17 protein-coding genes, 2 tRNA genes and 4 pseudogenes are annotated in these 26,839 nt (G+C 61.2%); 9 read left to right on the forward strand and 14 right to left on the reverse strand.

The genetic code is table 11. From position 1 onward, the window contains the following. Nucleotides 1-1,347 (forward strand): Na/Pi cotransporter family protein (locus GOQ25_RS17860; protein WP_160351842.1); only part of this gene is annotated, 1,347 nt, incomplete at its 5' end. 42 nt (nt 1,348-1,389) lie between these two features. Here the strand turns inward: GOQ25_RS17860 and GOQ25_RS17865 are convergent. The 3 genes from GOQ25_RS17865 to polA form a co-directional block, all read right to left on the reverse strand. Then, nucleotides 1,390-2,178, reverse strand: coding sequence for a dienelactone hydrolase family protein (locus GOQ25_RS17865; RefSeq protein ID WP_160351843.1), 789 nt, complete (start codon nt 2,176-2,178; stop codon nt 1,390-1,392). Between the two features lie 104 nt (nt 2,179-2,282). After that, nucleotides 2,283-3,173, reverse strand: a complete 891-nt coding sequence (locus tag GOQ25_RS17870) for a ZIP family metal transporter (protein ID WP_160351844.1) — start codon at nt 3,171-3,173, stop codon at nt 2,283-2,285. Between the two features lie 65 nt (nt 3,174-3,238). Then, complete coding sequence (gene polA / locus GOQ25_RS17875; protein WP_160351845.1) at nt 3,239-5,956, reverse strand: DNA polymerase I; 2,718 nt, start codon at nt 5,954-5,956, stop codon at nt 3,239-3,241. Between the two features lie 52 nt (nt 5,957-6,008). Here polA and GOQ25_RS17880 point away from each other — a divergent pair, with 52 nt between their 5' ends. Further along, entirely contained in the window at nt 6,009-6,635 is a 627-nt protein-coding gene (locus GOQ25_RS17880; RefSeq protein WP_160351857.1) for a TIGR00730 family Rossman fold protein, read from the forward strand. Nucleotides 6,636-6,728: 93 nt separating this feature from the next. Here the strand turns inward: GOQ25_RS17880 and typA are convergent, their stop codons facing one another. From typA to scpB, 8 genes and pseudogenes are all read right to left on the reverse strand, one after another. Then, on the reverse strand, nt 6,729-8,552 hold the full coding sequence (gene typA / locus GOQ25_RS17885; RefSeq protein ID WP_160351846.1) for a translational GTPase TypA: 1,824 nt from the start codon (nt 8,550-8,552) through the stop codon (nt 6,729-6,731). Next, nucleotides 8,549-9,301: a tRNA pseudouridine(55) synthase TruB gene (truB, locus tag GOQ25_RS17890; RefSeq protein ID WP_160351847.1), complete on the reverse strand. Its 753-nt coding sequence runs from the start codon at nt 9,299-9,301 to the stop codon at nt 8,549-8,551. The genes typA and truB overlap by 4 nt, the downstream gene beginning before the upstream one ends. A 35-nt stretch (nt 9,302-9,336) precedes the next feature. Next, nucleotides 9,337-9,738, reverse strand: a complete 402-nt coding sequence (gene rbfA, locus GOQ25_RS17895) for a 30S ribosome-binding factor RbfA (protein ID WP_160351848.1) — start codon at nt 9,736-9,738, stop codon at nt 9,337-9,339. Nucleotides 9,739-9,765: 27 nt separating this feature from the next. Then, a complete protein-coding gene (gene infB / locus GOQ25_RS17900) occupies nt 9,766-12,903 on the reverse strand; it encodes a translation initiation factor IF-2 (RefSeq protein WP_160351849.1) in 3,138 nt (1,045 codons plus the stop codon). A 78-nt stretch (nt 12,904-12,981) separates the two neighbouring features. Next, a complete protein-coding gene (gene nusA, locus GOQ25_RS17905; RefSeq protein WP_160351850.1) occupies nt 12,982-14,460 on the reverse strand; it encodes a transcription termination factor NusA in 1,479 nt (492 codons plus the stop codon). Beyond that, a complete protein-coding gene (gene rimP / locus GOQ25_RS17910; RefSeq protein WP_160351851.1) occupies nt 14,457-14,963 on the reverse strand; it encodes a ribosome maturation factor RimP in 507 nt (168 codons plus the stop codon). The genes nusA and rimP overlap by 4 nt, the downstream gene beginning before the upstream one ends. Before the next feature lie 289 nt (nt 14,964-15,252). After that, complete coding sequence (gene rluB, locus GOQ25_RS17915; protein WP_370519989.1) at nt 15,253-17,001, reverse strand: 23S rRNA pseudouridine(2605) synthase RluB; 1,749 nt, start codon at nt 16,999-17,001, stop codon at nt 15,253-15,255. A gap of 1,019 nt (nt 17,002-18,020) precedes the next feature. Then, a pseudogene (scpB, locus tag GOQ25_RS17920) lies at nt 18,021-18,594 on the reverse strand (SMC-Scp complex subunit ScpB); the annotation flags it as partial. A gap of 76 nt (nt 18,595-18,670) precedes the next feature. Between scpB and GOQ25_RS17925 the strand changes: the two are divergent. Beyond that, nucleotides 18,671-18,747 (forward strand) — tRNA-Met (locus tag GOQ25_RS17925). 724 nt (nt 18,748-19,471) lie between these two features. On the opposite strand, the gene GOQ25_RS17930 is transcribed toward GOQ25_RS17925, so the two are convergent. Next, complete coding sequence (locus GOQ25_RS17930) at nt 19,472-20,530, reverse strand: GTP-binding protein (protein ID WP_160351852.1); 1,059 nt, start codon at nt 20,528-20,530, stop codon at nt 19,472-19,474. A 449-nt stretch (nt 20,531-20,979) separates the two neighbouring features. Between GOQ25_RS17930 and GOQ25_RS17935 the strand changes: the two genes are divergently transcribed. After that, nucleotides 20,980-21,858: a hypothetical protein gene (locus GOQ25_RS17935; protein WP_160351853.1), complete on the forward strand. Its 879-nt coding sequence runs from the start codon at nt 20,980-20,982 to the stop codon at nt 21,856-21,858. Nucleotides 21,859-22,447: 589 nt separating this feature from the next. Here GOQ25_RS17935 and GOQ25_RS17940 read toward each other — a convergent pair. Then, nucleotides 22,448-22,858, reverse strand: coding sequence for a GreA/GreB family elongation factor (locus GOQ25_RS17940; RefSeq protein WP_160351854.1), 411 nt, complete (start codon nt 22,856-22,858; stop codon nt 22,448-22,450). Between the two features lie 389 nt (nt 22,859-23,247). Beyond that, nucleotides 23,248-23,323: transfer RNA gene (locus GOQ25_RS17945), tRNA-Asn, on the reverse strand. A gap of 270 nt (nt 23,324-23,593) precedes the next feature. On the opposite strand from GOQ25_RS17945, the gene GOQ25_RS17950 reads away from it, so the two are divergent. The 5 genes and pseudogenes from GOQ25_RS17950 to GOQ25_RS19625 all read left to right on the forward strand — a co-directional run. Further along, entirely contained in the window at nt 23,594-24,793 is a 1,200-nt protein-coding gene (locus GOQ25_RS17950; protein WP_160351855.1) for a site-specific integrase, read from the forward strand. Next, a pseudogene (locus GOQ25_RS17955) lies at nt 24,790-25,956 on the forward strand (YhcG family protein). The gene GOQ25_RS17950 and the pseudogene GOQ25_RS17955 overlap by 4 nt, the downstream one beginning before the upstream one ends. After that, a complete protein-coding gene (locus GOQ25_RS19820; RefSeq protein ID WP_160351856.1) occupies nt 25,868-26,065 on the forward strand; it encodes an alpha-amylase domain-containing protein in 198 nt (65 codons plus the stop codon). The pseudogene GOQ25_RS17955 and the gene GOQ25_RS19820 overlap by 89 nt, the downstream one beginning before the upstream one ends. Nucleotides 26,066-26,288: 223 nt before the next feature. After that, nucleotides 26,289-26,720, forward strand: a pseudogene (locus GOQ25_RS17965) (JAB domain-containing protein); the annotation flags it as partial. 42 nt (nt 26,721-26,762) lie between these two features. Continuing rightward, a pseudogene (locus GOQ25_RS19625) lies at nt 26,763-26,839 on the forward strand (DUF1153 domain-containing protein); the annotation flags it as partial.

Here is a 26,839-nt window from a genome sequence, read left to right on the forward strand (position 1 = left end):
GACCTGACGCAGCTCGGACCGATATTGATTCTGGTTGGTGTGTGGATGTTCCGTCATTATCCGGCCGGACGCGCGCGGGATCTGGGGCGGGTGTTCATTGGGTTGGGGCTATTGCTGCTGTCTTTGCACCAACTGGTTGAGCTGTTCTCGCCGCTGCAGGACGCACCGCTCTTCGGTCTGATCCTGGGCGCGTTGGCCAGTCAACCGGTGGCCGCCGTGTTGTTGACCGCAGCATTGACGTGGGCCGCACACTCTAGCGTGGCCATCGTGGTGCTGACCATGTCGCTTGCCGATAACCATCTGGTGACGCCCGCGATGGCATTGGCCATGGTGTTGGGCGCCAATCTGGGCACAGCGATTAATCCCATGATCGAAGGAGTCACGGGCGACGATCCTGCCTCGCGTCGCTTGCCCTTGGGTAATCTGCTCACCCGCATCCTAGGGGTGATTGTCGGGCTGCTGCTGCTGCCTTGGCTGCCGGACTGGATGCATGCGATGGGAGGCAATGACGCCCGACTGGTGGCGAATTTCCACACCGTCTTCAACCTTGCGATCGCGTTGGTGTTCTTGCCATTACTGACGCCATACGCGGCGTTGTTGACCCGTTGGCTGCCCAAACGCACGGATCCTAATGATCCCTCGCGACCGCAGTATCTGGACGAATCCGCCCATGATGTTCCCGCGGTTGCGCTGGGCAACGCCGCTCGCGAGGCATTACGTATGGCCGACATGCTGCAGACTCTATTGCTGTATGCGCGTGCCGGGTTCAAACGCGATAACCGCCATCGGATGGTGCAGGCCAGACAGCTCGACAACGCCGTGGACAAGATTGAAACCGCGATCACCACCTATCTCGCGCAACTAGACCGTGAGAACATGACCCGGGAAGACGCCCAGCGTATGGAGGACATCCTGGCCTTTGCCACAAATATTGGCCATGCCGCCGATATTACGCACCATGGCCTGCTCACGCACATCAACCGACTGCGCAAACAAGGATGGACGCTGTTGCCAGAGCAGCGAGAGCGGCTCGACGCGACCCTGGTGCAGCTGATCTCCAATCAACGTCAAACCGCGGCGCTGTTCATCAACGAAGACATCCCGCAGGCGCGTGAACTGGCAGGCGAGAAGTCGAGATTTCGCCGGATGGAAATCGAGGAGTCCGAGGCCCATCTGGAGAAGATCAAATCCGGCCAGATTGACGCCGCCGAGATCGGGTCGCTGTATCTGGACATTTTGCGCGACATGAAGAGCATCAACTCGCACCTGGTGGGCGCAGCGGCGTATCCGCTTCTGGCCCGGCACGGCGAGCTTCTGCCCAGCCGTTTGCGCGAAGCCAACGATTGAGTGGCGTCGGGTTCCCTAGGGGAAGCCCGACGATTGACCGCTCTACAGGTAGCGCTGGAACCACGCCAACATGCGCTGCCAGCCGTCGCGTGCATCGACCTCGCGGTACATGGGCCGATAGTCTGCCAGGAAGCCGTGGTCTGCCTGCGGGTAGATCACGATTTCCGAGGCGCGCGCGGCCTCGTTGCCCTGGGCCAGCTTGTCGCGCAGCGCGTCTAGCGTGTCCAGCGGGATGCTGCCATCTTGCCCGGCATACAGGCCCAACACCGGCGCATGCGTTTGCGCGGCGACATCCAACACTTGCTCTTTAATGAGCGGACCATGACCGGTAGCGACTTTGCCGTACCAGGCAACGCCTGCTTTGACCTTGGAGCTGTGCGCGGCATACATCCACGTCAGACGGCCACCCCAGCAGAAGCCGGTGACACCTACCCGCGTTGCATCGGCGCCTTGCTTCCCAGCCCACTCGATACAAGCGTCGAGGTCGGCGTAGACTTGATCGTCCGGGACTTTGGCGACGATTTCCGAGATCAGTTTCGGGATGTCTGTGTAGGTCGAAGGGTCGCCCTGGCGTTGGTAGAGCTCGGCCGCCACGGCGAAATAGCCTTCTTTGGCCAGGCGACGACAAATATCCTTGATGTGCTCGTGTACGCCGAAGATCTCCTGAATGACCAGTACGACCGGCGCATTCTTTTTCCCCTGCGGGGCCGCATAGTAGGCTGCGATCGTGCCGTCCTTGACAGGCAGATCGAACATGCCTTGTTCCAGGCCTGTGCTATCGGTGTGAATCGTGGTATCCCTGGGCTGGCCAGCAGCGGGCGCAAAACTCATGACGACACTCCTATGCTAATGACGCCGCCGACACGGCGGGCCTCAGCTAGAAATGTAGTTGACCACGGCGGCTAGCGCAATTTCCAGTCATGCCGGCGAACCCTTTAGCGAGGCGGGTGCCCGTCGCGATGTTCATGTGCGTGGTCGTGATCGTGGTCGCTGTGCTCGATCTGGTGGAGATGGCCATGGTCGTGATCATGGCCATGCCCGTGATCATGTCCGTGATGCATGAATGAAGTCACGCCATAGATAAGCGCCACGCCAATCGCTACGAGGATCAGTTGAGGCCCTGCCTCGCGAAGCGACCCACGTTCGTGCATTTGCGGAATCAGGTCGGCGACCGAGATATAAAGAAAGCTGCTGGCGGCAACAACCAGTACGTACGGAATAATCGTCTGTGCTTGCTGCAAGACCGTGTAGCCAAGCACGCCACCGAGGGCGGTACACAGGCTGGTGAACAATATCAAGAGAAATGCCTTGCGGCGAGCGATGCCGGCATTGAGCAGCACCACGAAGTCGCCCAGCTTATGTGGAACCTCATGCACGATGATGGAGGTGGCGGTCAACACACCGAGGATCGGATCGGTGAGAAACGCCGCGGCCACCAGCACGCCGTCACACAAGTTATGCAGTGAGCTGCCGACCAGGATCAACACCCCACCCCGCCCCGCCTCATGGCGATCGTGACCATGATGATGGTGATGGCCATCTCCCTCGTGATGATGGCTATGGCGCAGCAGCGCAATTTTCTCCAGGACGAAAAAACCCAAAATGCCGGCGAGCAAAAGCGCGAACAGCGTATGCGCGTCGGCCTCGGCAGTCTCGAATGCCTCGGGCAGCAAATGCAGCAAGGCGACAGAGAGCAGCACGCCCACGGACAGGCTCACCATGTGATGGAGATACTTGCTGAATACGCGGTAGGCCAGCCAGCTGGCGATCAATACAGCGATCAGGCCGCCGGCGATGGTCGCCAGCAAGATCCAAACGAGCAACATGGGGAGGCAATGAGGAGGCGTAAAGTAATATTATATCATTACACTTACACGCCTCCCACTGTGCCCTAGTGGGCCTGTTCCCAGTTCGCGCCCACACCCACTTCGGCCACCAGCGGCACGCGGAGCGTTGCTACACCACACATGAGCTCTGGCAAGCGCGCCCGAACGACATCAAGCTCGTCTTCCGGGGCCTCGAGTATCAATTCATCGTGAACCTGCATGATCATGCGGGTCGCGAGTTTTTCAGCGCTGAGCCAGTCTTGCACGGCGACCATGGCCATCTTGATCAGGTCGGCCGCGGTCCCCTGCATGGGGGCATTAATGGCCGCGCGTTCGGCACCCTGGCGGCGCGGTCCCGAGGCCGCGCGAATGTCCGGCAGTTGCAATCGACGACCGAACACGGTTTCGACATAGCCTTGCTGACGGGCCAATTGACGAGTGGTTTCCATGTATTGCGCGACCCCCGGGTAACGCGCAAAGTAGCGATCGATATAAGCTTGCGCGGCGTCGCGGGTGATGCCAAGGTTGGACGCCAAACCGAACACCCCCATGCCGTAAATCAGGCCAAAATTGATCGCCTTGGCCGCACGGCGCTGCTCGGAGCTGACGTCGGCCAGCGCCACGCCAAAAATCTCGGATGCTGTGGCGCGATGGATATCCTCGCCCGCCGCGAATGCCTGCTGCAAATTCGCGTCATCGGAAACGTGCGCCATGATGCGCAATTCGATTTGCGAATAGTCGGCGGAGACGAGCAGCCCTTTCTCCGCAACAAAGGCCTCGCGCACGCGGCGCCCTGCCTCGGTCCTCACGGGGATGTTCTGCAAATTGGGATCGGAGGATGCGAGTCGACCCGTAATGACCGCCGCTTGCGAATAATGGGTGTGCACGCGTCCGGTACGCGCGTTGATCATGCGCGGCAGCTTATCGGTGTAAGTGGATTTCAGCTTGGAAATGCCGCGATATTCCAACAGCACCTGCGGCAAAGGATAGTCCTGAGCCAGTTTGGTGAGCACCTCTTCGTCGGTAGACGGCGCACCGCTCGCAGTTTTACGCACGACCGGCAGCTGCATGCGACCAAAAAGGATCTCGCCAAGTTGCTTGGGCGAATTCAGATTAAAGGGCTGCCCGGCCAACTCGTAGGCGCGTTGCTCGAGGGTGAGCATTTCCTGGCCTAGACGATGACTCTGACGGCCGAGCTCTTCGGCGTCGACTTTGACGCCATTACGTTCAATGATCATCAGCACGCGCGAGACTTGAATCTCTAGCTGATAGATGCGCTCCAGCCCCGGATCAGCGGCCACGCGGGGACGCAAGGCGTTATGCAGCTGCAAGGTGAAATCGGCATCTTCGCAGGCGTAGTGGCCGGCTTTATCGACGGCGACCTCGTCAAAGCAGATTTGCTTGGCGCCTTTGCCGCAGAGTTCTTCGTAGGTGACGCCGCTGCGGCCAAGATAACGTTGCGCCAGATCCGCCATGCCCACGGTGCGGTGAGATTCCAGCACATAGGCCTGCAGCATCGTGTCGTCTTGAATACCGGCAAGCGCAATGCCCTCGTTGGCGAACACGTGCGCATCGTATTTCGCGTGATGCAGCAGCTTGGGCTTGCTGGCGTCTTCGAGCCAGGAGCGCAAACGCTCGAGCACTTCGCCCTTGGGCAACTGCTGAGGATGATCCGGGCCACGGTGCGCGAGCGGGATATAGCAGGCTACGCCGGGTTCGACAGACATGGAGATACCGACGAGGCTGGCCTGCATCTCATCCAGCGACGTCGTCTCGGTATCCAAGGCGACAAGAGGCGCTTCGGCCACCATCGCCATCCATTCATCAAAAGCCGGCCAGCCGGTAATGACTTGGTAACGTAGTTCGGCAGGTGCGGCTGGGGCCTCGGCAATGACGCGGGCGTCGCCTTCCGGAACGCGTTGCGTGTCGCCGGTGACTTCGCGCAGCCAGGTGCGAAAGCCATAGGTTTCATATAGCAATTGCAAGGTGGCGACGTCGGGCTGTTTTGGCTCCAGGTCCGTGAACGATGCAATATGGCTGGATAGGTCACAGTCACACTTGACGGTCAGTAATTGACGCGTCAGCGGGAACATCGGAATCGCCTCGCGCAGATTATTGCCCGCCACGCCCTTGATCGTGTCGGCCTGCGCGATCAGCGCGTCGATCGTGCCGAATTCGGAAAGCCATTTGACGGCCGTTTTCGGCCCGACCTTGGTCACGCCCGGCACGTTGTCCACCGTATCGCCAATCAGCATCAGGTAGTCCACGATGCGCTCGGGCGGGACGCCGAATTTGTTCTGTACACCGGCGACATCGAGCACCTCGCCGCTCATCGTGTTGACCAGCGTCACGTGCTCGTTGACCAGTTGCGCGAGGTCTTTGTCGCCGGTCGATACGATGGTGTGGATGCCTTGTTCCGCGGCCTGTTGCGCGAGGGTGCCGATGACATCGTCGGCCTCGACGCCTTCGACGGCCAGCACGGGCCAGCCCAGGGCCTTGACAGCGCGATGGATGGGCTCGATTTGCGCTGCCAGATCCTCGGGCATGGGAGGACGGTGTGACTTGTAGTCCGAATAAAGTTCGTCGCGGAAGGTGCCGCCCCGGGCATCAAAAATGCAGGCGGCGTAATCTGCCTTATGATCGGAGACGAGCTTGCGCAACATATTCACGACACCGTAGAGCGCGCCCGTAGGTTCGCCTTGCGCATTGCGCAAATCGGGCATAGCGTGGAAAGCGCGGTACAGATAACTCGAACCGTCTACCAGTAATAAGGTTTTTTTCATGGTTAAAAAGGCAGTAATAGAGACGCCCGCCGGCAAGCAGATACCGGTGATTATGTCAGAGATACAGACGGCGGCCGAGCAGCTGGCCGATCTGGGCCCCGCGGTCAGTCTCTTTGGCAGCGCGCGTACCAGTCGAGGTTCGCCGCATTATGAAACGTGCGAAGCGATTGCACGCGCACTGGCGCAAGCCGGTTTTGCCGTGATCGCCGGTGGCGGCCCGGGCATCATGGAGGCCGCCAATAAAGGCGCGTACGAGGCCGGTGGCACCAGCGTGGGGTTGAATATCAGTCTGCCCCACGAGACCACCAACAATCAATATCAGACGATCAGCTTGGGTTTTGAGTACTTCTTCTCGCGCAAAGCCACGTTTTTCATGCACAGCTTTGCGTATGTCGCGTTGCCGGGCGGCTTTGGCACGATGGATGAGTTGTTCGAAGCGTTGACGCTCATCCAGACTGGCAAGGTGCCCCCTGCCCCCATCATCCTGGTCGGGCGCGAGTACTGGGCGGGTCTGGTCGACTGGATCAGCGATCAAATGCTGGCCAACGGCATGATCGCCGCCCATGACTTGGAACTCTTCGTCATCGAAGACGACCCTGACATGGTGGTGCAACGCGTGGTGGAATTCCACGAAACCCAGCGTAGCGACGAACAGTACGCGCCTTCGCTGCCGGCATGACGCGATTAGCGCCATAAACGAACTGGCCGACGCGGCGGGTGAGCCGCGTCGGCCAGTTCGCTTTAATCGCTTACGCGATCAATGCGGCTGAGATTAGGCCGCGTTTTCACGCGCGGCGCGACGACGCTCGTGCTCTTGCAGGTGACGCTTGCGTAGACGGATCGACTTGGGCGTGATTTCGACCAACTCGTCGTCGTCGATGAATTCCACGGCGTATTCCAACGACATCTGGATCGGCGGAACGAGGCGCACGGCTTCGTCGGTGCCGGAGGCCCGCACGTTGGTCAGCTGCTTGCCCTTGATCGGGTTGACGACCAGATCGTTGTCGCGGCTATGGATACCGATGATCATGCCTTCGTACAGCGCCTCGCCGGGGCTGACGAACATGCGGCCACGGTCCTGTAGTTTCCACAGCGCGTAGGCCACGGCATCACCGTTGTCCTGGCTGATCAGCACACCGTTGCGACGCTCGCCGATGCTGCCTTCGCGCATGGGGGCGTATTCGTGGAAAATGTGGCTCATCAAGCCAGTACCGCGCGTCAGCGTCAGGAACTCGTTCTGGAAGCCGATCAGGCCGCGAGCGGGGATCAGGTATTCCAGACGCGTGCGACCACGGCCATCGGGCTGCATGTCTTGCAGATCGCCCTTGCGGCGGCCGAGCTCTTCCATGACGCCGCCTTGGTGCGCGTCTTCGACGTCGATGGTCAGAGCTTCGAACGGCTCGCATTTGACGCCGTCGATTTCCTTGAACACCACGCGGGGACGCGACACGGCCAGCTCGTAGCCTTCGCGACGCATGGTCTCGAGCAGAATCGTCAGGTGCAGTTCGCCACGACCCGAGACTTCGAACACGGTATCGTCGCCGGTATCACGCACGCGCAGTGCCACGTTGGACTTGAGCTCCCGCTCTAAACGATCGCGCAGTTGACGGCTGGTGACGAATTTGCCTTCGCGGCCGGCCAAGGGCGAGGTGTTGACCATGAAGTTCATGGTCAGCGTAGGCTCGTCGATGCGCAGCATGGGGAACGGCTCGAGGCAGGACGGATCCATCACGGTGCAACCGATACCGATGTCTTCGATACCGTTGATCAGCACAATGTCGCCGGCTTCGGCTTCGGAGACCTGTTCACGCTCCAGACCCTTGAATTTCAGGACTTGGTTAATGCGGCCCTTGCCAGGCGTGCCTTCGGGGCCGAATTGGAAGGCGACATCCATGCCGGGACGAAGGCGGCCACGGTTGATACGGCCCACGCCGATCTTGCCCACGTAGCTGTTGTAGTCCAGCGAGATGATCTGCATCTGCAGCGGACCGTTCGGATCGTCTTCACGTTGCGGGACGTGCTTGAGGATGGCGTCGAACAAGGGGCGCATGTCGCCCTCGCGCACATCGGGGGTCAGGCCAGCGTAGCCGGACAGGCCCGAGGCGTACACCACCGGGAAGTCCAATTGCTCTTCAGTCGCGCCCAGCTTGTCGAACAGATCGAACGTGGCATTGATCACGAAGTCAGGACGCGCACCCGGCCGGTCGACCTTGTTGACCACGACGATAGGCTTCAAGCCCATGGCCAGCGCCTTGCGGGTAACGAAAATCGTCTGGGGCATCGGGCCTTCCACGGCGTCGACGAGCAGCAGCACGCCGTCGACCATGGACAAGACGCGTTCGACTTCACCGCCAAAGTCCGCGTGTCCCGGGGTGTCGATGATGTTGATGTGCGTGCCTTCGTATTCGACAGCGCAGTTCTTGGCCAGAATGGTGATGCCGCGTTCTTTTTCCAGATCGTTCGAGTCCATGACCCGTTCGGTCATGGCCTGGTTTTCGCGGAAGGTGCCGGATTGGCGTAGCAGCTGGTCAACCAGGGTAGTCTTACCGTGGTCGACGTGAGCAATGATGGCGACGTTGCGCAGGGCGCGAGTCATAGGGGGTCCTTTAAAGTCGGTGTGGCGGGCAATAAGCCAGCCGGCAATTCGTTTAGTGCGAGCAAAGCCTGCTTCGGGTCAGTCATGGCCTGCAGGGCTTCGAGTGAGACGGCGCGATCCAGCGAAAACGGCCCGACGTGCGTGCGCCTGAGCGCCGCCAGGTGGGCATAACACCCGAGTGCCCGGCCGATATCTTGCGCCAGGGTACGTATGTACGTGCCCTTGCTGCAGGCCACATCGATCTCGGCCCGGCTGCCTTCCAGCGATAACAGGTCGATGCGGTAAATCTTCACTTCACGCGGCGGACGTTCCAGCTCAATGCCCTGACGCGCGTATTCATAGAGTGGCTTGCCATCGCGCTTTAACGCCGAGTACATCGGCGGAATCTGCTCGATGATGCCTTGGAAACGTGACAACACTTCTAGCAGTGCCGCCTCATTGACCGTGACCTCGCCCTCGGCGCGCGCCGTGACGTTGCCGGTCAAATCGCCCGAATCGGTTTCCTCGCCGAACTGCAGCGTGGCCCGGTAGGCTTTATCCGCATTGAGCATGGCGCCGGAAATCTTGGTGGCACGCCCCATACAACATACTAATAAACCGGTGGCGAACGGGTCCAGTGTCCCCGTGTGTCCCGCCTTGGCGGCATCCATGGTGCGCTTGGCTCGCTGCAGTGCGTGATTGCTGGACAAGCCCACAGGTTTGTCTAGCAACAGGACACCGTCGAGCGCAAGCCCGCGTCGTTTTGCCATCGTCGAATCCAGGAAAAAAGGTGAGACGACAGCGATCAGCGCTGGTCTTCAGGCTCGTCGGGCTCATCGGCCACCGGGCCAGGCCGGTTGGCGCGGTCGATCAGAGCCGACATTTCGATGCCGCGGGCGATCTGCTCATCGTGGAAAAAGCGCAGTCGCGGCACAGTGTGGATGTGCAGCAGCTTATAAAGAAGGGAATGCAGCCAGCCGGCTTTTTCGTTGAGTATGGCCGCGGCGGTTTCGGGCTCGGCGCCCATTACCGTGAAATAGACTTTCGCGTGCGCATAATCAGCCGACAGCTCCACTCCGGACAGCGTAATCAACCCAGCGCGAGAAACATCGATCTCGCGCTGGATAAGGCCGGCCAGATCCTTTTGGATCTGTTCGGCCAGCCGCAGATTGCGGCCGGGGATGGATTTAGACTTATGACGACTCATGTAAGGCTTATGGATGGCGCGGGCGCTTTACAGCGTACGCGCGATCTCCTTGATTTCGAAGACCTCGAGCTGGTCGCCCACTTCGAGATCGTTGCTGCCGCGCAGGGTCAGACCGCAGTCGAAGCCAGATTTGACTTCCTTGACGTCGTCCTTGAAGCGGCGCAGAGAATCGAGGTGACCAGTCCAGGTAACAACGTTGTTGCGCAGCAGGCGTACCTGCGAGTCGCGACGAACGATACCGTCGAGCACCATACAACCGGCGACCGTGCCGATACGCGAAATCGTGTAGACCTCGCGAACCTCTACCAGACCGATGACTTCCTCTTTTTTCTCGGGAGCCAACATGCCCGACATGGCTGCCTTCACCTCATCCACCGCGTCGTAGATGATGTTGTAGTAGCGCAGATCGATGCCGTTGTTCTCGGCGAGCTTCTTGGCGCTTTGTTCAGCGCGAACGTTAAAGCCGATGACCACCGCGTTCGAGGCAATCGCCAGGTTGACGTCGCTTTCCGAGATACCACCCACGGCGGCGTGCACGACTTGCACACGAACTTCGTCGGTGGACAGCTTGGTGAGCGAAGCCACCAGGGCTTCTTGCGAACCTTGCACGTCGGTCTTGACGATAAGCGGCAGCGTTTGCGTGCCTTCGCCCAGATTGTCGAACATGGATTCGAGCTTAGCGGCCTGTTGGCGTGCCAGCTTGACGTCACGGAACTTGCCTTGACGGAACAGGGCGATTTCACGCGCCTTGCGCTCGTCAGCCAGTGCGATCAATTCGTCACCAGCAGCGGGAACCTCGGTCAGACCTTGGATTTCTACCGGAATAGAGGGGCCGGCTTCCTGGATCTGCTTGCCGTTCTCGTCCACCATGGCGCGAACACGGCCGAAGCTTGCACCCGCCAGCACGACGTCGCCGCGCTTGAGCGTGCCGCTTTGCACCAGGATGGTCGCCACCGGACCACGACCCTTGTCGAGGCGGGCTTCGATGACCAGACCCTTGGCCGGCGCGTCCACCGGAGCGGTGAGCTCCAGGATTTCGGCTTGCAGCAGGACGTTTTCCAGCAAATCGTCGATACCGGCGCCAGTCTTGGCCGAAACCGGCACGAACGGCACGTCGCCACCGTATTCTTCGGGCACGACTTCCTCGGCCACGAGCTCTTGCTTGACGCGCTCGGGGTTGGCTTCGTGCTTGTCGATCTTGTTCACCGCGACGACCAGCGGCACACCGGCGGCCTTGGCGTGGTGAATCGCTTCGCGCGTTTGCGGCATGACGCCGTCATCGGCCGCGACGACCAGAATCACGATGTCGGTTGCCTTCGCACCGCGCGCACGCATGGCGGTAAACGCCTCGTGACCCGGGGTGTCGAGGAAGGTGACCATACCACGTTCGGTTTTCACGTGATAGGCACCGATATGCTGCGTGATGCCGCCGGCTTCGCCGGAGGCAACCTTGGCGCGACGGATGTAGTCCAGGAGCGAGGTCTTACCGTGGTCGACGTGACCCATGACCGTGACCACGGGAGCACGGGGCAGCGCCTCGGCTTCGGTGGCGGTGGAGGTTTCGTCCAGGAAGGCTTCCGGATCGTCGAGCTTGGCGGCAATCGCGACGTGGCCCAATTCTTCGACCACGATCATGGCCGTTTCCTGATCCAGCACCTGGTTGATGGTGACCATCTGGCCAAGCTTCATCAAATGCTTGATGACTTCCGCGGCCTTGACGGACATCTTGTGCGCCAGATCGGCCACGCTGATGGTCTCGGGAACGTGCACTTCGCGAGCGATGAACTCTTGCTGCACGGGTTCCTGGCGACGGTGGTCCTGTTGCTGATTGCGACCGCCCTTGCCCTTACCACCCTTGCCACCGGCGCGCCAGCCGTCACGGCTAGGTGCGGCGCTCTTGGCGTCCGCCGGCTTCTTGCGGGAGGCGTCGTCGCTCCAGGACGAGGAGACCTCGGCGGTCTTGATCGTCTTCTTGGAGCCGGCGCCTGCTGCCGGTTTCGCGTCTTTCTTCGCGGCCGGGGAAGCAGCGGTTTTGCCGCTAGGCTTGTGTAACGTACCGGTCAGCGGTGCCGGGGCCTCGGGCTCGGGCGCACGCAACACCTTGCGCGGACGATTCAGCATCTCGCGCAGGGCGGCAGCCTCGGCTTCGGCGGCGCGGCGCGCGGCGTCGCGCGAGGCGCTGTCGCCAGCGGATTGCGCCAGCGGCGGCGGCGCGGCGCGGCGATCAGCGCGCGTCATACGCGGCGCAGCGGCAGCGTTGGATTTCTGGGAAGCATTCGGCTGAGTCGACTTGGTGGACTCAGCGGGGGTTTTGGCAACGGTATCGATTTCAGCTTGCACAGCAGGTTCCGACGGGGCCGGTGTGGCCTCGCGCTCGGCAGCGGCTTGCCCGGTGGCAGATTCAGCCGAAGCGGCCGGAGTATCTGCCGGCGCGGGAGCCGGTTCGGGTTGGGACTCAGGCTCGGCCTGGGCCACGGGGGGGGTCGTTTCGGATGCGGCGTCCATCTTGGACTCAGCCGCCGCAGACCCTTCGGATTGCGATTCAACTGCAGGGGCCTCAGCGGCCGTAGCGGGTTCTTCCGCTGCGGCAACCGGAGCTTCAACGGGGGCCGCATCCTGCACGGCCGGGGTCTCTTCAGGCTGCGCCTGAGAAACTGCCGGCGCCTCAGGGGATGCAGCTTGCTCGGCGCTGGCCGACTGGCTTTCCACCGGCGTCGGTGCGGCAGGGGTCGCTTGCGACGTTTCGACCGCGGATTGCATGGCCTGGGCAACGGGCGCCTCGGCAACCGGGGCGGCCGCGACTTCAGGCGCCGCGACTTGAGGCGCGTCGACCGATTGTGCTGCAGCCTGCTCCATGGCGAGTTCGGACGGATCCCGCTTGACGAACACGCGCTTCTTGCGAACTTCGACCTGGATGGTACGAGAACGGCCGGTGGCATCTGCCTGGCGGATCTCGGAAGTCTGGCGACGCGTCAAGGTGATCTTCTTGCCCTCAGTCGCGCCATGAGCGCGGCGCAGAGAGTCGAGCAGTTTCGCCTTGTCGCTGTCGGTGACCGCATCGTCGACCGAGTTGAGGCTAACACCGGCCGAACGCAGCTGCTCGAGCAGCACGTTGGCTGGCATTTTCAGCTCGGTGGCGAACTGGGCGACAGTATTACTCGACATTAGGCTATCTTCCCTCTATATGCAGCAGTTACAACAACGATGTGTTTTTCTCGTATCAACAGGTCGGACGTCAGAAAATTATTCCTCTTCGAACCAATGGGCGCGAGCCCGCATGATCAGGTCGCTGGCCTGTTGTTCATCGATGCCGGCGATCTCGGCAAGCTCGTCAGTGGCGAGCTCGGCCAGATCGTCACGCGTCAACACCTGGCGTTCGGCCAGCTTGGCCGCCAGTTCGGGCGTGACACCCTCGAGTTCGAGCAAATCTTGTGCCGTTTCCAAGCGCTCTTCCTGGGCAATTGCCTCGGTGAGCAGCGCGTTGCGGGCACGGGCGCGCAACTCGTTGATGGTGTCTTCGTCGAACGCTTCGATCTCGAGCAACTCGGGCAGCGGCACGTAGGCGATTTCCTCGATGCCAGTAAAGCCCTCGTCGATCAGGATGTCGGCGACTTCTTCGTCCACGTCCAGCTTGTCCATGAACGTCGCGCGCAGACCGGCACGCTCGGTTTCCTGACGGCTGAGGCTTTCCTCAGGCGTCATGATGTTGATCTGCCAACCGGTCAGCTCGGAAGCCAGACGCACGTTCTGGCCCTTGGCGCCGATGGCCTTGGGCAGGTTTTCTTCGTCGACGACCACGTCCATGGCATGCTTGTCCTCGTCGACCACGATGGATTCGACGTTGGCAGGCGCCAGGGCACCGATCACAAACTGTGCGGGATCTTCCGACCATAGCACAATGTCGACTTGCTCGCCGCCCAACTCGTTGCGCACGGCGGTCACGCGCGAACCGCGCATCCCGACACACGTACCGATCGGATCGATACGCTTATCGTAGGCCACAACGGCGATCTTGGCGCGCACGCCTGGATCGCGGGCAGCCGCTTTGATTTCGAGCAGACCCTGCTCGATTTCGGGGACTTCATTTTCGAACAGCTGACGGATGAAATCCGGCGAGGTGCGCGACAGAATGACCTGTTGGCCCCGGGCGGCGTGATCGATCTTCAGCACGAAAGCGCGCAGACGGTCGCCCACCCGGAAGTTTTCCTTGGGGATCATTTCGGAACGGGGCAGACGGGCTTCGATCTTGCCCGTTTCGACGATGATGTCGCCCTTGTCCATACGCTTGATCGTGCCGGAGATGATGGTCTCGCCACGCTCAAGGAAGTCGTTGAGCACCTGTTCGCGCTCGGCGTCACGAATCTTTTGCAGAATCGCCTGCTTGGCGGCCTGCGCGCCGATACGGCCGAACTCGATGGGCTCGAGAGGCTCTTCGATGTACTCGCCGATTTCGATATTGGGCACGAGCTCGCGTGCATCCGAAAGCATTTCCTGCTTGTCGGGCTCTTGCAAGCCGGCTTCGTCGGGCACGACCAACCAGCGACGAAAGCCCTCGTGGCTACCCGTTTCACGATCGATGGAGACGCGAATGTCGGCGTCTTCCTTGAAACGCTTTTTCATGGCCGAAGCCAGCGCGCTTTCGAGCGCTCCGAATACGACTTCGCGCGTGACGTTTTTCTCACGCGCCAAGGCATCGACCAACAGAAGAATTTCGCGACTCATCGCTTTTTGCCCTTGAAATCCAGAACGGGATCCAGCTTGGCACGCTCGATATCACCGAGCGTGAAATTCAAGACCTGAATATCGTTCTTTTTTGCTTCAAATTCGAGACCAAATACCGCCTGCTGTGCAGGCGCAGTCGCATCGCCCTCGCCGCCCTGCTCCGTCTCGGACAGAGTCAGCACGCCGGAAAATACTTTACGACCATCCAGCGCCTCGCGCAGCTTGATCTCGACACGTTCACCGACAAAGCGGCGGAACTCGGCCTCGGTGCGCAAAGGGCGATCGACGCCCGGCGAGCCGACTTCGAGTCGCTTGTAGTCGATGTTTTCGACCTCAAAGACGCGCGAGAGCTGCCGCGAGACCTGCTCGCAGTCTTCGATGCGCACGCCATCAGGCCTGTCGATAGTGATGCGCAAGAGGCCCAGCGCAGCACGTTCGACGTCGACTAATTCGACGTCCATGCCGGCCAAAGCCTGTTGGGTCAATGCGTAAATATCTGCCATACACTCAAAAAAAATGGGCTGTAAACCCAGCCCACCGTATTGCCTGGCCCCCGGTTCAACTGCGCGAAACGCATTTCGCACCCGCCACCGGACCCAAGCCCAAAAGAAGCACACCCGGGTATAAACCCAAGCGACAGCGTACGCTGTGGCACACGGCAGGACACATCTTGCGATGCAAGCGCGCCGTGAAAACCAACAATTTTACCAGATAACCGCGAAAATTTCCTGCTATGTCGCGGGTTTACGTCAAGAGCGCACTCACAACGCTCTTGACATCTGGCAGAAACGCTTAACGGTCGCCGCGCCCGCGGTTGCCACCGAGAAAGCCCAGGCGGGATTCGTGTGCGGACGCGCTCTTGGGCTGCCAGTCATCGCCGCGGCCACCCCGAGCACCCCGGTTCTTGTTGCCACCGTTGCCGCCCTGCGGCTTGCCACCATTGCGCGGCTGGCCGGAACGTGGGCCGGCTGAGTTTTTGCCGCTGGGACGATTGGGGCCTTGACGCTGCGCGCCGCCCGCCTGCTCGCCACCAGGGCCTTTGTTGCGACGAGGCGGCTTGCCGGGACGGGAAAAACCGTCTTCGCCGGACATTACGGCTGCAGGTGCGGCATAGCCGGTCGGCGCGCCGCCACCGAACTGCGCCGGCCCCTTGCCGCCACGGCGCCCGCCGCCGGGCTTGCCGCCGTGTTTACCGCCGGGTTTGCCATTCGGCCTGCCGCCGCGCCCACCATCTTTACCCAAGGGATGACCGTTGGCGTATCCGCCAGTGATCATCAGGCCGGTCCCAAACGGATCCGACGGAGACGAGGCGACCACGCCTGCGCTGCCGGGACGGCCACCCTGCAGTTTGCCACGGCGGCCGATACGAGCGCCATTCATGCCGTTACGCTCGAGCGTGCCGAAGCCTGGAGGCAGCGCGCTGTCGTGCGAACGCGGCTGACGGGGACGACGACCACCCTCTGCGTCATCGTCATCACGCAACAAGCCCAACTGCACCATGAGCGCCGTGACCAGATTGGGCTCCAGCTCCTCCCAGCGGCCGCGGCGCAGATTGCGCGGCAGAACCATATCGCCGAAACGGGTACGGATCAGGCGGCTGACCGTCACACCCACTGCCTCGAACATGCGCCGGACTTCGCGGTTGCGCCCTTCCTGCAAGGTGACGCGATACCAGCGGTTGCTACCATCACCACCCAGATAATCGAGCGAGCCAAAAGCCGCCATACCGTCGTCAAGCTGAATACCTTCAACCAAGGACTTGCGAGTGGCATCGTCCATCTCCCCCAGTACGCGCACGGCGTATTCGCGCTCGGTGCCATAGCGCGGGTGCATGATGCGGTTGGCCATGTCGCCCGAAGTGGTGAAGATCAGCAGACCTTCGGTATTGAGGTCCAGACGGCCGACCGACAACCATTTACCCGTACGCAGCTTGGGCAAGCGCGCGAAGACGCTGGCACGTCCGCCGGGGTCGTCGTGGCTGACGATTTCACCGGCCGGTTTGTGATACAGGATCACTCGGGGTGGCTTGCGGGTGTTGGGGCGTGCGATGGGCTTGCCGTTGACACGCACCAAGTCCGTGGGCGAAACACGTTGGCCGATATGTGCCGGTTCGCCATTGACGGACACGCGACCCGCAGTGATCAGTTCTTCCATTTCGCGGCGCGAGCCGATGCCTGCATCTGCCAATACCTTGTGCAGCTTCGGCATGGCAATGTCGCTTTGCAGGTATTTACCCAGGCGCTGCTCGATACGTTCAGCATGCTCCAGGTAGGACAATGCCTGCTCGGCGTCACGCTCGCCCCCGCGTCCGTCGCCTTCGGCGCCAGGAACACCGGGCACCCCGTCGGCTGCGTCGCCACGACGGCGGCGGAACGGTGTGCGCAACTTGCGACCACGGCCGCCTCGTGCGCCATTGGCATCCCCCTCCGCCGATTGGCCTGCTAGGCCCTGACCGTCCATACCGGAGGCGCCAAATTGCCCGGATGCCTCCGCTTGATCGAATGCCGGATTCTGACTGGCGGACGTGTCTTGAGGCGCGATATCCGATGACGCGTCGGCGGCACGGCCACGGCGGCGCGGCTGGCGTTCGCCGCGAGCCGACTCTGCGCGAGCGGGCGATCGCTGGCGCTCCTGGCGAGCCCTGCCGGACGCGGGAGCTTGCTCGGCGGACTGTTCTGCATACGTCGCTTGGGGTTCCGAGATAGACGCCGGGTCTTGCGCCCCTGCTGACGGCGCGGCAGGTTCAGCCGACACACCCGATGCGCTGGAAGCGGCAGCCGGAGCTTGAACCTGTGCGACTGCAGCCGCTTGAACACCACCCGATTCCGCGCCACTCGCGTCGGAAGCAACCACCGGAGGGGCGGCCTTACGCGCACGAGTACGCTTGGGCGCCGGCTCAGTCACGGGCGTTTCGACACCATCTGAGACGGCTGAGCCGCTCTCGGCGTCGCCGGTGACATCCGCTTGCTTCTTCGCCGCGGACTTGGCACCAGCTTTCGCCGTGGCGGATTTGGTGGCGACCTTAGAGGTCGCACGCTTGGTGGCAGGCTTGGCAGAGGCCGGCTCAGCCTCGGCGACAGCCGGGGCGTCGCTCGCCACGACCACCCTCGACACGTCGCCGGTTTCTGCATCCGCGACCTTCTTCGCCGCTCGCTTTGTCGCTGACGACCGCGTGGAAGCCGCCTTCGTGGCGGGCGATTTCACCGCAGCCTTCTTCGCCGCGGTTTTGCTAGCCGCCGACTTCGTTGCGCGGGCTTTCGTTGCAGCGGCGGGCGCCTCGGTGGTCGCGTCGTGAGCGAGGGATTCGTCTTGCATGGTTGTAGGCGTAGTATCGGTTGGCACAGACAGCTCCAGAATTCTTTATGCTTTGGCCGATCCGCTCTCGACGGACAGGTCCTTATTTTCGGTGAGTGGCGAACCCTCGGATTCCACGCTTTCTACGGCGGTATCGCGCTCTAGGGGTTCGGCTTCGGTATGGGTTTCGATATCGGCGAACGGTGTAGTGTTCGTCTCTAAGCTTGTGTTTTCGGCGGCCTCGACAGCCTCCTCGGCAACGGCAGGCTCGAGCGTGACTTCGGTGCCGCCCAGATCCAGGCCCTGCAACGCGGTTGCGGCCTGGGCACTATCCAACGGCGGCAGTTCGCCGAGGGAACGCAGACCCAGATCATCCAAAAACTGGCGCGTTGTCGCGAATAAGGCTGGCCGCCCCGGGGCATCCCGATGTCCAATGACCTCGATCCAGCCGCGATCTTCCAATGTTTTGACGATCTGGGATGACACGGTCACGCCGCGTATATCTTCGATGTCGCCACGCGTCACGGGCTGGCGCCACGCCACGATGGCCAGCGTTTCCATCACCGCGCGTGAATATTTCGGCGGCCGTTCCGGATTCAAACGCTCGAGATACCTCTGCATTCTCGCACGACTCTGAAACCGCCAGCCACTGGCCAGCTGAACGAGTTCCAACCCGCGATCGGCCCATTGTTCCTGCAAGCCTTGCAATAACGCGTTTAAACGTTCGTTATTGAACTCGGGATCCTCACCGAAGAGCTTGCGCATATCGGTCAACGGCATAGGCTGGCTCGCGCATAAGAGCGCGGTCTCCAGCACACATGTTGCCTCGTTATTGTCCATTGAGCTTCAGTACACCAAGATAAAAGGGCGAATTTGCGTCGCACCAAGAAAACGGCTATGATTTCGTTCTCTCAGACGCGGGGTGGAGCAGTCTGGCAGCTCGTCGGGCTCATAACCCGAAGGTCGTAGGTTCAAATCCTGCCCCCGCAACCAAATTTCTTAAAGGCCTGGCTTACCGCCGGGCCTTTTTGTTTTTTGGCATAGCCAGTAAATCCACGCACCAACGACACCAGGCGCGCACGCGCAGTCGCCACGAAGGGCGCTTGCCGCGACGGCAACCGAAGAGATGTAGCGCTGACTAGCGTAGTGTTCACAACCTTCCTGTGGGCGTAGATAGCATCGCGCCGCCCCGCGCCGACAAGGCGTCTGGGCTTCGCGCATTGCCACGCGACCGGTGCGCGGCACCGCGCTCGCGGCACATACGTAAAAAAATGAACCTGAATCGTCTGGCCCCACAGCACGGGGCGGCTCTACCGCTACCCGGCGGGCACATCTACCAGGGGGACACCTGAGACTTGAACAGCCAAGCCGTGACGTCTTCTTGTAGCGACCTTGAACCGACGATCTTTAGATGTATGGGACGACAATCTGCCCGCATGACCGGCCGGCATCGCGGCCTGCCAACGTATCAGCACCAGCACGATCAGCACTGGGGTCCGTGGCAACGCCACCCACGGCTTTAAGCCCGTTGCGAATCCCGCTCACGGCTGGCCTGAATTCTGGACACCGCGCATCGGTAGGATGGCCGGTGAATCATCGGCGGCTAAATGAAGCCTGCCGAGCCAAAAACGACGTTGGTCTACATGAGGACAGTTCGGGTAATTATACTCACAATGCCCGCAGGGACAAACGATGATGCGCTTTTGTTGCGCCGAACTCATGCAGGCTGATTTAGCGCCTGCCTCAACGCGACCGAAATGGCGGCTGCGTCCCGGGTGCGCGCAATCGCGACCAACCAACAACGACGGTCGCCTGTCGGCCAATCGGTCAACGCCTCAAGCGGGTAGAGATCACGATGCACGCCGTGCACGGCATAGGGCAAATCCTCGTTGGCGAAGCGAATAACACCTTTGATGCGCAGCAGGGATTCATGATGGGCTTCTTGTAGACGGGCCATGCCCGAGATGAAAGCCGATCGCGTAAGCGCATTATTGAGTTCCAGCGTTACCTGTTGAACATCCGCGTGTCGAGGGCCCACGGCCGAGAGCGAACCACTCAACCAACGTTGCAGGGAGTCCCCGTCGGAGGTCCCGCGCAGCACGGGCTCCACCAGTTCGTCAGCCAAGGGCGCATCCAGGCGCAGCACCGATAGTGCCGCGCCGGAATTGACGGATTTCACGGCTTGCACCGCCGCGTTTAGATCGGGAGCAGACACCAGATCCGCTTTGGTGCACGCGATCACATCGGCTGCCGCAATCTGCTGCACCACCTCTGGCTGCCCCACCAACTGATGCACCACATGCTTCGCGTCCGCCACGACGATGGTGCCGCGATGGACATAACGTTCGGCGATAAACGCGTCATGACGCAACGTAAACATAATCGGCGCGGGGGTAGCCAATCCCGTGGTTTCAATCACGACCCGGCGAAAGCGGGGGATCTGCTTACGCAAAGCCAGCATAAAGAGATCGCGCAACGTATTGACGAGGTCGCCGCTGACGCTGCAACAGATGCACCCCCCTTCCACCAACGCGATGCGGCCGTCCGCATGACGCAATAAATGATGATCCACGCCGATTTCGCCCAATTCATTGACGATCACGGCGGCATCGGTAAAGGCTGGCTCGCGCACCAGTCGATTCAGCAACGTTGTTTTGCCGCTGCCGAGAAAGCCGGTAAGCACCGTGACAGGAATGCGATGGTCGCGATTTGCGGGACCAGATCGAGATGGGCTGGCCGGCTTAGACGACAGGGCGGTCGCAGACAAGGGTTTCATCGGCCTATTATGAAGCCAAAACATGAGGGCAAAGCCGTCCACTACCCACCTTCCGTCGCGACCCTGACGCGACACAAGGGTGTACAAACCGAGCCGGCCCGGCCTACAATGCCTGCCCATGAACATCCGCCAGGTCTCTTTGCGCACCATTTCCCGTGCGACCCACTTTGGGTGGGCGACTTGGCGTGTCCGTCGGCCGCGCGCCACTTGCGCCGGTCCAGCCGCGGCCTTCGCCGCACTTGGCTAGCCCGGCGACCCTCCCTCCCCTTTTTTGCGCACATCCTCGGTCGTCGGGCTTCTCCCGCGCGATTCGGTGCCTGCTCGGCGGCTGATTACAGCAGCCTTCGACCTTCCCCACGCTACTGACCTGCCCTTTCGGTTACAGGCCGGCGCACGAGCACACCAAATGGTCCGCCTTTTTTCTAAAGGGCCGGCCGACTAGGACTCGCATGGACATCACCAAGGATTTCATTAAGCTCAAACAGCCCTGCGCCGACGGCTATCGCTGGTATCTGCGGCACGCGCCGCCACATGGCACCTATCAACAAATCTTGGACGCACTGGTGGCCGACGGGCGCGGCAAGGACGCTTGCTGGCTGCTCGATCAGTTCGGCCCCACCGACGCCGTGTTGCGGCTCGACCATCTGGACGCGCACGATTTTGTCTTTGCCGGAGCCATCGAGGTGCGTGGCACGATCGAGGTGACCGGCAACCTGCGCGTGGGCCGCGGCATTCGTGCTGGAGGCGGCATCCGGGTGGAAGGCAGCTTGCAAGCGGGTGATGATGTGCATTGCGCTGGGGCGCTCACCTGCGGCGAGTCGTTAAATGTGAGGGGCCGCGTGCACGCCGCATGGAACGTGCTGGTACAAGGCGATATCGATTGCGAAGAGCTCCGGGCAGGTTGGGATCTCGCATCGTCCGGCGCGGTAAGGCTACACGGCGGCGCTCAAGTCGGTCAGTCCATTAATGTGCAGTCGCTGCACAGCGAAAAAGGCATTCGGGCAGGCACCGACATTACCAGCCAGGGCGATATCCTCACGCGTCAGGGCATCGAGTGCAATGGCATCCTGGATTGCGGCGGGCACCTGTTCGCGGGCTGGGGCATCAAGGCAATGGAAGGGATGACCGCCGCGGGCGCTATCAGCGCTGGCGAAAGCCTGTACAGCGAAGCCGAGATTCGCGCGGGAGAGGGATATGGTGTTTATGCCGGCCTGAACGTGCCGGAACACGCGTGGGAGAGCAGCGCATGCGTGCAAGCCAGCCAGCGCCCCCAGGGTTTGCGCAGCGGACATTGGCTGAATGTCGCACATGTTCACGACGAGGGATGACGCCGTGAGAATCGATGTAGACCATATTGACGAACGGCTCGACGCCGAGCTTGATGCGCTATACCCCGCTTGCCTGCGTGACGCGGCAGTGGACGGAACGATCTTTCTGCCGAAGCTGGGCAATATCCCACTGCCCCGCTACCGACGCACAGCGAATAAAGAAACCTTTATCTATATAGAGGACCCCGAACGTCGATGGCTGGCGGGAACCACAAGTTTTAATCGCGTGGTCGGTTTAGATCGCCGGCTGGATCAACACGTGCGTTTGCCTCATTCACGCTATCGCGAAGCGTACCAGCGCATGGGGCTGGCTAAACGCATCTACCTCGAGGCGCTGGATGCAGGACTGTGCTTGCTCAGCAGTGCTCGCCAATCGCCTGGAGCCCTGCAACTGTGGCGCTCGTTGGGGCAGCATTACCCGTTGCACCATGTTCAGCTACAAGGAAAGCGCCTGATGGATTTGGGCAGGTCTATCGAACGGCGTCAATTTGAAGATCTGCACACCAGAATGTTGCTTTGCGGCGCGGGCTGGAGTGTGGAACGTTTGCTGTCGCTGACGTCCCACGCGCCCGCGCGTCGGCGTGAGGGTTCAGAGCGCCAGTTCGCCGCTGGCCTCGGGTTGAAACAGCAACGCTTCGATATGCAGAGTTGCCGGCGTGCCACTGGCATCCACCCAAGACACGGTCGCGCCCACACGATGGCCGAGCAAATGACCGCCCACCGGCGATAGCACGGAGATAAAGCCCTTCGGGGCATCGGCCTCGCTGGGGTAGCAGATCGTGATCTCGCGCTCGGCGCCATCCTGATCCCGCACGAGCAGGCGCGAGTTTACGGTCACCACATCGCTGGGAATATCGCTGGGCATCAGGAAGTCGCCCTCGTCAAAGCCTTCCAGCACAGCGTGCGGCAGTCCGTCGGGAGTAGGGAAACGCGCCGCGAGGCGCTCGATGCGGACACGGTCCAGTTCGGAAAAAATACGTTCAGTGTGAGATGCAGACATGTAATACTCCTAGTCAAACCATAAAAGGGGTGTGTGGTTTGGCCCGGCAGCACGCTCCAGAATGAGGGAGCTCTAGGTGGCCGCCGGGCTTAGGAGTCTGCGTCGGCGTCGGGGGCCGAAATGAACGGGCGCGCGCTCGCCGTGCGCCGAAAACCGGCGCGACGCAGAGAAGCGATAGCAGAGGCGAATCCTAAAGCCGCGTTCATATTGGGAATGGTACCCGATGCAGGGGCGAGACTAAAGCCCCAAATATCAGTACAGCGTTAACCTACGCAATGACGCCCGCCGTCATCGCACAAGCACTAACGAAAAAAAACCGAGCCGGAAAAGCAAAACGCCACCCAAAAGGTGGCGAGGTTGCTGTGTCGGTACTGATCTCTAGCGTTGGTTGGCTCCCCGAGCTGGGCTCGAACCAGCGACCTGCGGATTAACAGTCCGTCGCTCTACCGACTGAGCTATCGGGGAACTGCTAGAGAAACGAGATTATGCACGAGTTTTTAGGCTTGTGCAAGTCCCGACGCTAAAAACCCGCTGATTTTGTTTGCGCCGCAGTTTTTTTGTTTCACGATGACTCCAGCATCGCATTTCGCTGGACTACGCCAAGGCTCGATACAGCAGGTTTATCAATCACTTAGGCGAGTTCAACATATGCCGGTGCTTTCCGAAACTTGACCCGGCTTCCCCTCGCGTGGCTCCCATGCGGCTCTTGTAAACCGGGCTTTCCTAGGAGTCATCATGGCGAAGATCAAGCTCACCAAGTCCGCAGTCGATGCGGCACACCCCCAAGACAAGGCCGTCGAACTGCGGGACACCTTGGTGCCCGGCTTCCTGTGCAAGATCACCCCGGCGGGCCGCAAGGTGTTCATGCTCCAGTACCGCACGAACGCCGGCGAGCGCCGCAAGCCTGCCCTGGGCCAGTACGGGGAACTGACGGTCGATCAGGCACGCACAATGGCGCAGGAATGGCTGGCCGAGGTGCGCAAGGGCGGCGACCCCAGCGCAGCCAAGAATGCCGCCCGCAAGGCACCGACGATGAAGGAGTTTTGCCACACCTTCATGGAGGACTACTCGAAGCAGCGCAACAAGCCCAGCACGCAGCGCGGCTATCAGGGCGTCATCGACCATTGCATCATCCCGATCATGGGCCGGACGAAGGTGCAGGACGTAAAGCGCCCGGACGTGGCTGCGTTGATGAAGAAGCTGGCCTACAAGCAGGCCGAGGCCAACCGTACCTTCGGCGTGCTGCGCAAGATGTTCAACCTGGCCGAGGTGTGGGGGCTGCGCCCGGACGGCACGAATCCGTGCCGCCACGTCCCGATGTACCCGCCCGGCAAGGAAACCCGGCTTATCGTGGACGACGAGTTGGTACGGATCTTCCGTCACCTGGAGCATCTGGAGACCGAGGGACTAGAGAACTACGTCATTCCGCTGGCGATTCGCCTGCAATTCGAGTTCGCTGCCCGCCGCTCTGAAATCTGCCCACTCGAATGGGGCTGGGTTGATCTGGAGAATCGGCGGGTCGTCTGGCCCGACAGCAAGACGGGTGGCATTTCCAAGCCCATGAGCGAGGAAGCCTATCGGTTGCTGTCCACTGCGCCGCGCCGGGAGGGCTGCCCCTACGTCCTGCCGTCACCCAATGACCCGGCCCGGCACATGACTCACGGCGAACACTACGGTGGCTGGACGCGCGTGCTCAAGGCTGCCGGTGTCCCGCACGTCGGTACGCACGGCATCCGCCACCGTGCGACGACCGATATTGCCAATTCGGGCGTGCCGACCAAGGTGGGCATGAGGCTCACAGGCCACAAGACCGTGGCGATGTTTATGCACTATGTTCATACCGAGGATAAGCCGGTGCGGGATGCGGCCGAACTGGTGGCGAATCGGCGGCTGGCCATTACTGGGGCATCCCGTTCTATGGAGGCGACAGCATGACAAGGAAGACGCCTACGGCAGCGGGGAAGCGCGCCGCCTTACCGACTGGCTATGCCGGCATCCACGGCGGCATTGTGGAGTTACTGGATGCTGCGCGGCAGGCAACGGCGCGCAGTGTCAATGCGCTGATGACGGCCAGCTATTGGGAGATTGGCCACCGGATCGTCGAGGCCGAGCAGAAAGGCAGGCGACGGGCCGGTTACGGTGAGCAGTTGATGGCGCGGCTGTCCGCCGACCTGACTGCACGATTCGGGCGCGGGTTCAGCCCGGACAACCTGGAAAACATGCGGCGCTTCTTTGCCGCTTACCCCCTTGAAGCAATTTCCGAGACACTGTCTCGGAAATCTGGTGAAGGACTGCCCATAGAGAATTCCGAGACAGTGTCTCGGAAATTCGACCTCTCCGAACTGGCCCAAGTCTTCACTCTGCCGTGGTCGGCCTATGTTCGGCTGCTGTCGGTCAAGGATGACCATGCCCGCCAGTTCTACGAGGCCGAGGCGCTGCGCGGTGGCTGGAGCGTGCGCCAGCTCGACCGGTAGATCGGGAGCCAGTTCTACGAGCGCACAGCCTTGTCCAAGGACAAGGCGGCGATGCTGGCCAAGGGGACAGCGGCCAAGCCCGAGGATGCCGTCACGCCCAATGACGCCATCAAAGACCCGTATGTGCTGGAGTTCCTCGGCCTCAAGGACGAGTATTCAGAATCTGACCTGGAAGCGGCCTTGATCCAGCGGCTGGAAGACTTCCTGCTGGAACTGGGCGAAGGCTTCACATTCGTCGGGCGGCAGCGCCGATTACGCATTGACCAGACCTGGTATCGGGTCGATCTGCTGTTCTTCCATCGCAAGCTGCGCTGCCTGGTCATCATCGACCTGAAGCTGGGCAGCCTGACGCATGCCGATGTGGGGCAGATGCATATGTACTGCAACTATGCCAAGGAGCATTGGGCCTACCCGGATGAGAACCCGCCGGTGGGTCTGATCCTGTGTGCTGACAAGGGCCATGCCCTGGCGCGGTATGCGTTGGATGGCTTGCCGACCAAGGTGATGGCGGCGAACTATCGCACCGTGCTGCCGGATGCAGAGTTGCTGCAAAAAGAGCTGGAGAACACGCGGCGTCTACTCGAATCTCGCGGAATGCTGTCTCTCAGAGACGACAGGCAATAGTCGTGCGTCCTGGCGTCCCACCGTCGGGCTCGCGGGCTGCGCCCCGTGCTTCGTGCCGAATCACAGCCATTCGGTGCTGATCCCTGACGCCTCTGGCCTGGATCGTTGATCCGGGCCTGCGCGTGCTGCGCACTTGCCAAGAGCGGGTGTGGCTGAGTGGGGTGTAGGCGGTCTTGCTGTTCCCTTCACCGTATCACGGCGTTCTCGCCGTCAATGACTACGCGTGCTCGCACGCTTGCGGCCTGTCGGCCGTCTTCGATCCCTGACTGCTTGCGCTGCGCCGTGCTGGCCACGGTTCCGGGCAATTCCGCCCGAGAAACCGGAGCACGATCATGTCGCAACTGTCCTTTTCCTCGTTCGAAGACGCTTTGCTGGTGCGTGACGCCCAAGGGCGCTACATGCCGGCATCGGTGGATCAAATTCTCGAAGCGGCACGCCAGGCCATCGAGCTGAAGATGCAGCGTGGTGCTGAGTTCACTTCGCCGGCGCTGGTCAAGGAGTACCTGCGCAACAAGCTGGCAGGCTTCGAGCATGAAGTCTTTGCGGTGCTGTTTCTGGATACGCGCCACCGGCTGATCGAGTACCGGGAGATGTTCCACGGCACCATCGACAGTGCATCGGTATATCCGCGCGAAGTGGTCAAGGAGGCGCTACGGCTCAATGCGGCGGCGGTGATCCTCTCGCACAATCATCCCAGCGGGAATACCAAGCCGAGCCGTGCCGATGAGGCCATCACCAAGCGGCTCAAGGACGCACTTGTAATGACCCACTGATTTTCCGCTCAGGTGATAATTGAGGAAATCACCATGAGTTTGAAGATGGAAGACGACATCAAGCGTTGGACAGCCAAGCGCAAAAGTGCGTTGGTGCTGGACATCATCCA

Source organism: Bordetella sp. 15P40C-2 (assembly GCF_009763235.1).
In the GTDB taxonomy this organism is placed as follows: domain Bacteria; phylum Pseudomonadota; class Gammaproteobacteria; order Burkholderiales; family Burkholderiaceae_B; genus Bordetella_A.

What these genes read in the sequence shown, in the direction of transcription:
- GOQ25_RS17865 (WP_160351843.1), bottom strand. Translation starts at nt 2,178, where the DNA reads ATGAGTTTTGCGCCCGCTGCTGGCCAGCCCAGGGATACCACGATTCAC.
- GOQ25_RS17870 (WP_160351844.1), bottom strand. Translation starts at nt 3,173, where the DNA reads ATGTTGCTCGTTTGGATCTTGCTGGCGACCATCGCCGGCGGCCTGATC.
- polA (WP_160351845.1), bottom strand. Translation starts at nt 5,956, where the DNA reads ATGAAAAAAACCTTATTACTGGTAGACGGTTCGAGTTATCTGTACCGC.
- GOQ25_RS17880 (WP_160351857.1), top strand. Translation starts at nt 6,009, where the DNA reads ATGTCAGAGATACAGACGGCGGCCGAGCAGCTGGCCGATCTGGGCCCC.
- typA (WP_160351846.1), bottom strand. Translation starts at nt 8,552, where the DNA reads ATGACTCGCGCCCTGCGCAACGTCGCCATCATTGCTCACGTCGACCAC.
- truB (WP_160351847.1), bottom strand. Translation starts at nt 9,301, where the DNA reads ATGGCAAAACGACGCGGGCTTGCGCTCGACGGTGTCCTGTTGCTAGAC.
- rbfA (WP_160351848.1), bottom strand. Translation starts at nt 9,738, where the DNA reads ATGAGTCGTCATAAGTCTAAATCCATCCCCGGCCGCAATCTGCGGCTG.
- infB (WP_160351849.1), bottom strand. Translation starts at nt 12,903, where the DNA reads ATGTCGAGTAATACTGTCGCCCAGTTCGCCACCGAGCTGAAAATGCCA.
- nusA (WP_160351850.1), bottom strand. Translation starts at nt 14,460, where the DNA reads ATGAGTCGCGAAATTCTTCTGTTGGTCGATGCCTTGGCGCGTGAGAAA.
- rimP (WP_160351851.1), bottom strand. Translation starts at nt 14,963, where the DNA reads ATGGCAGATATTTACGCATTGACCCAACAGGCTTTGGCCGGCATGGAC.
- GOQ25_RS17930 (WP_160351852.1), bottom strand. Translation starts at nt 20,530, where the DNA reads ATGAAACCCTTGTCTGCGACCGCCCTGTCGTCTAAGCCGGCCAGCCCA.
- GOQ25_RS17935 (WP_160351853.1), top strand. Translation starts at nt 20,980, where the DNA reads ATGGACATCACCAAGGATTTCATTAAGCTCAAACAGCCCTGCGCCGAC.
- GOQ25_RS17940 (WP_160351854.1), bottom strand. Translation starts at nt 22,858, where the DNA reads ATGTCTGCATCTCACACTGAACGTATTTTTTCCGAACTGGACCGTGTC.
- GOQ25_RS17950 (WP_160351855.1), top strand. Translation starts at nt 23,594, where the DNA reads ATGGCGAAGATCAAGCTCACCAAGTCCGCAGTCGATGCGGCACACCCC.
- GOQ25_RS19820 (WP_160351856.1), top strand. Translation starts at nt 25,868, where the DNA reads ATGCAGAGTTGCTGCAAAAAGAGCTGGAGAACACGCGGCGTCTACTCG.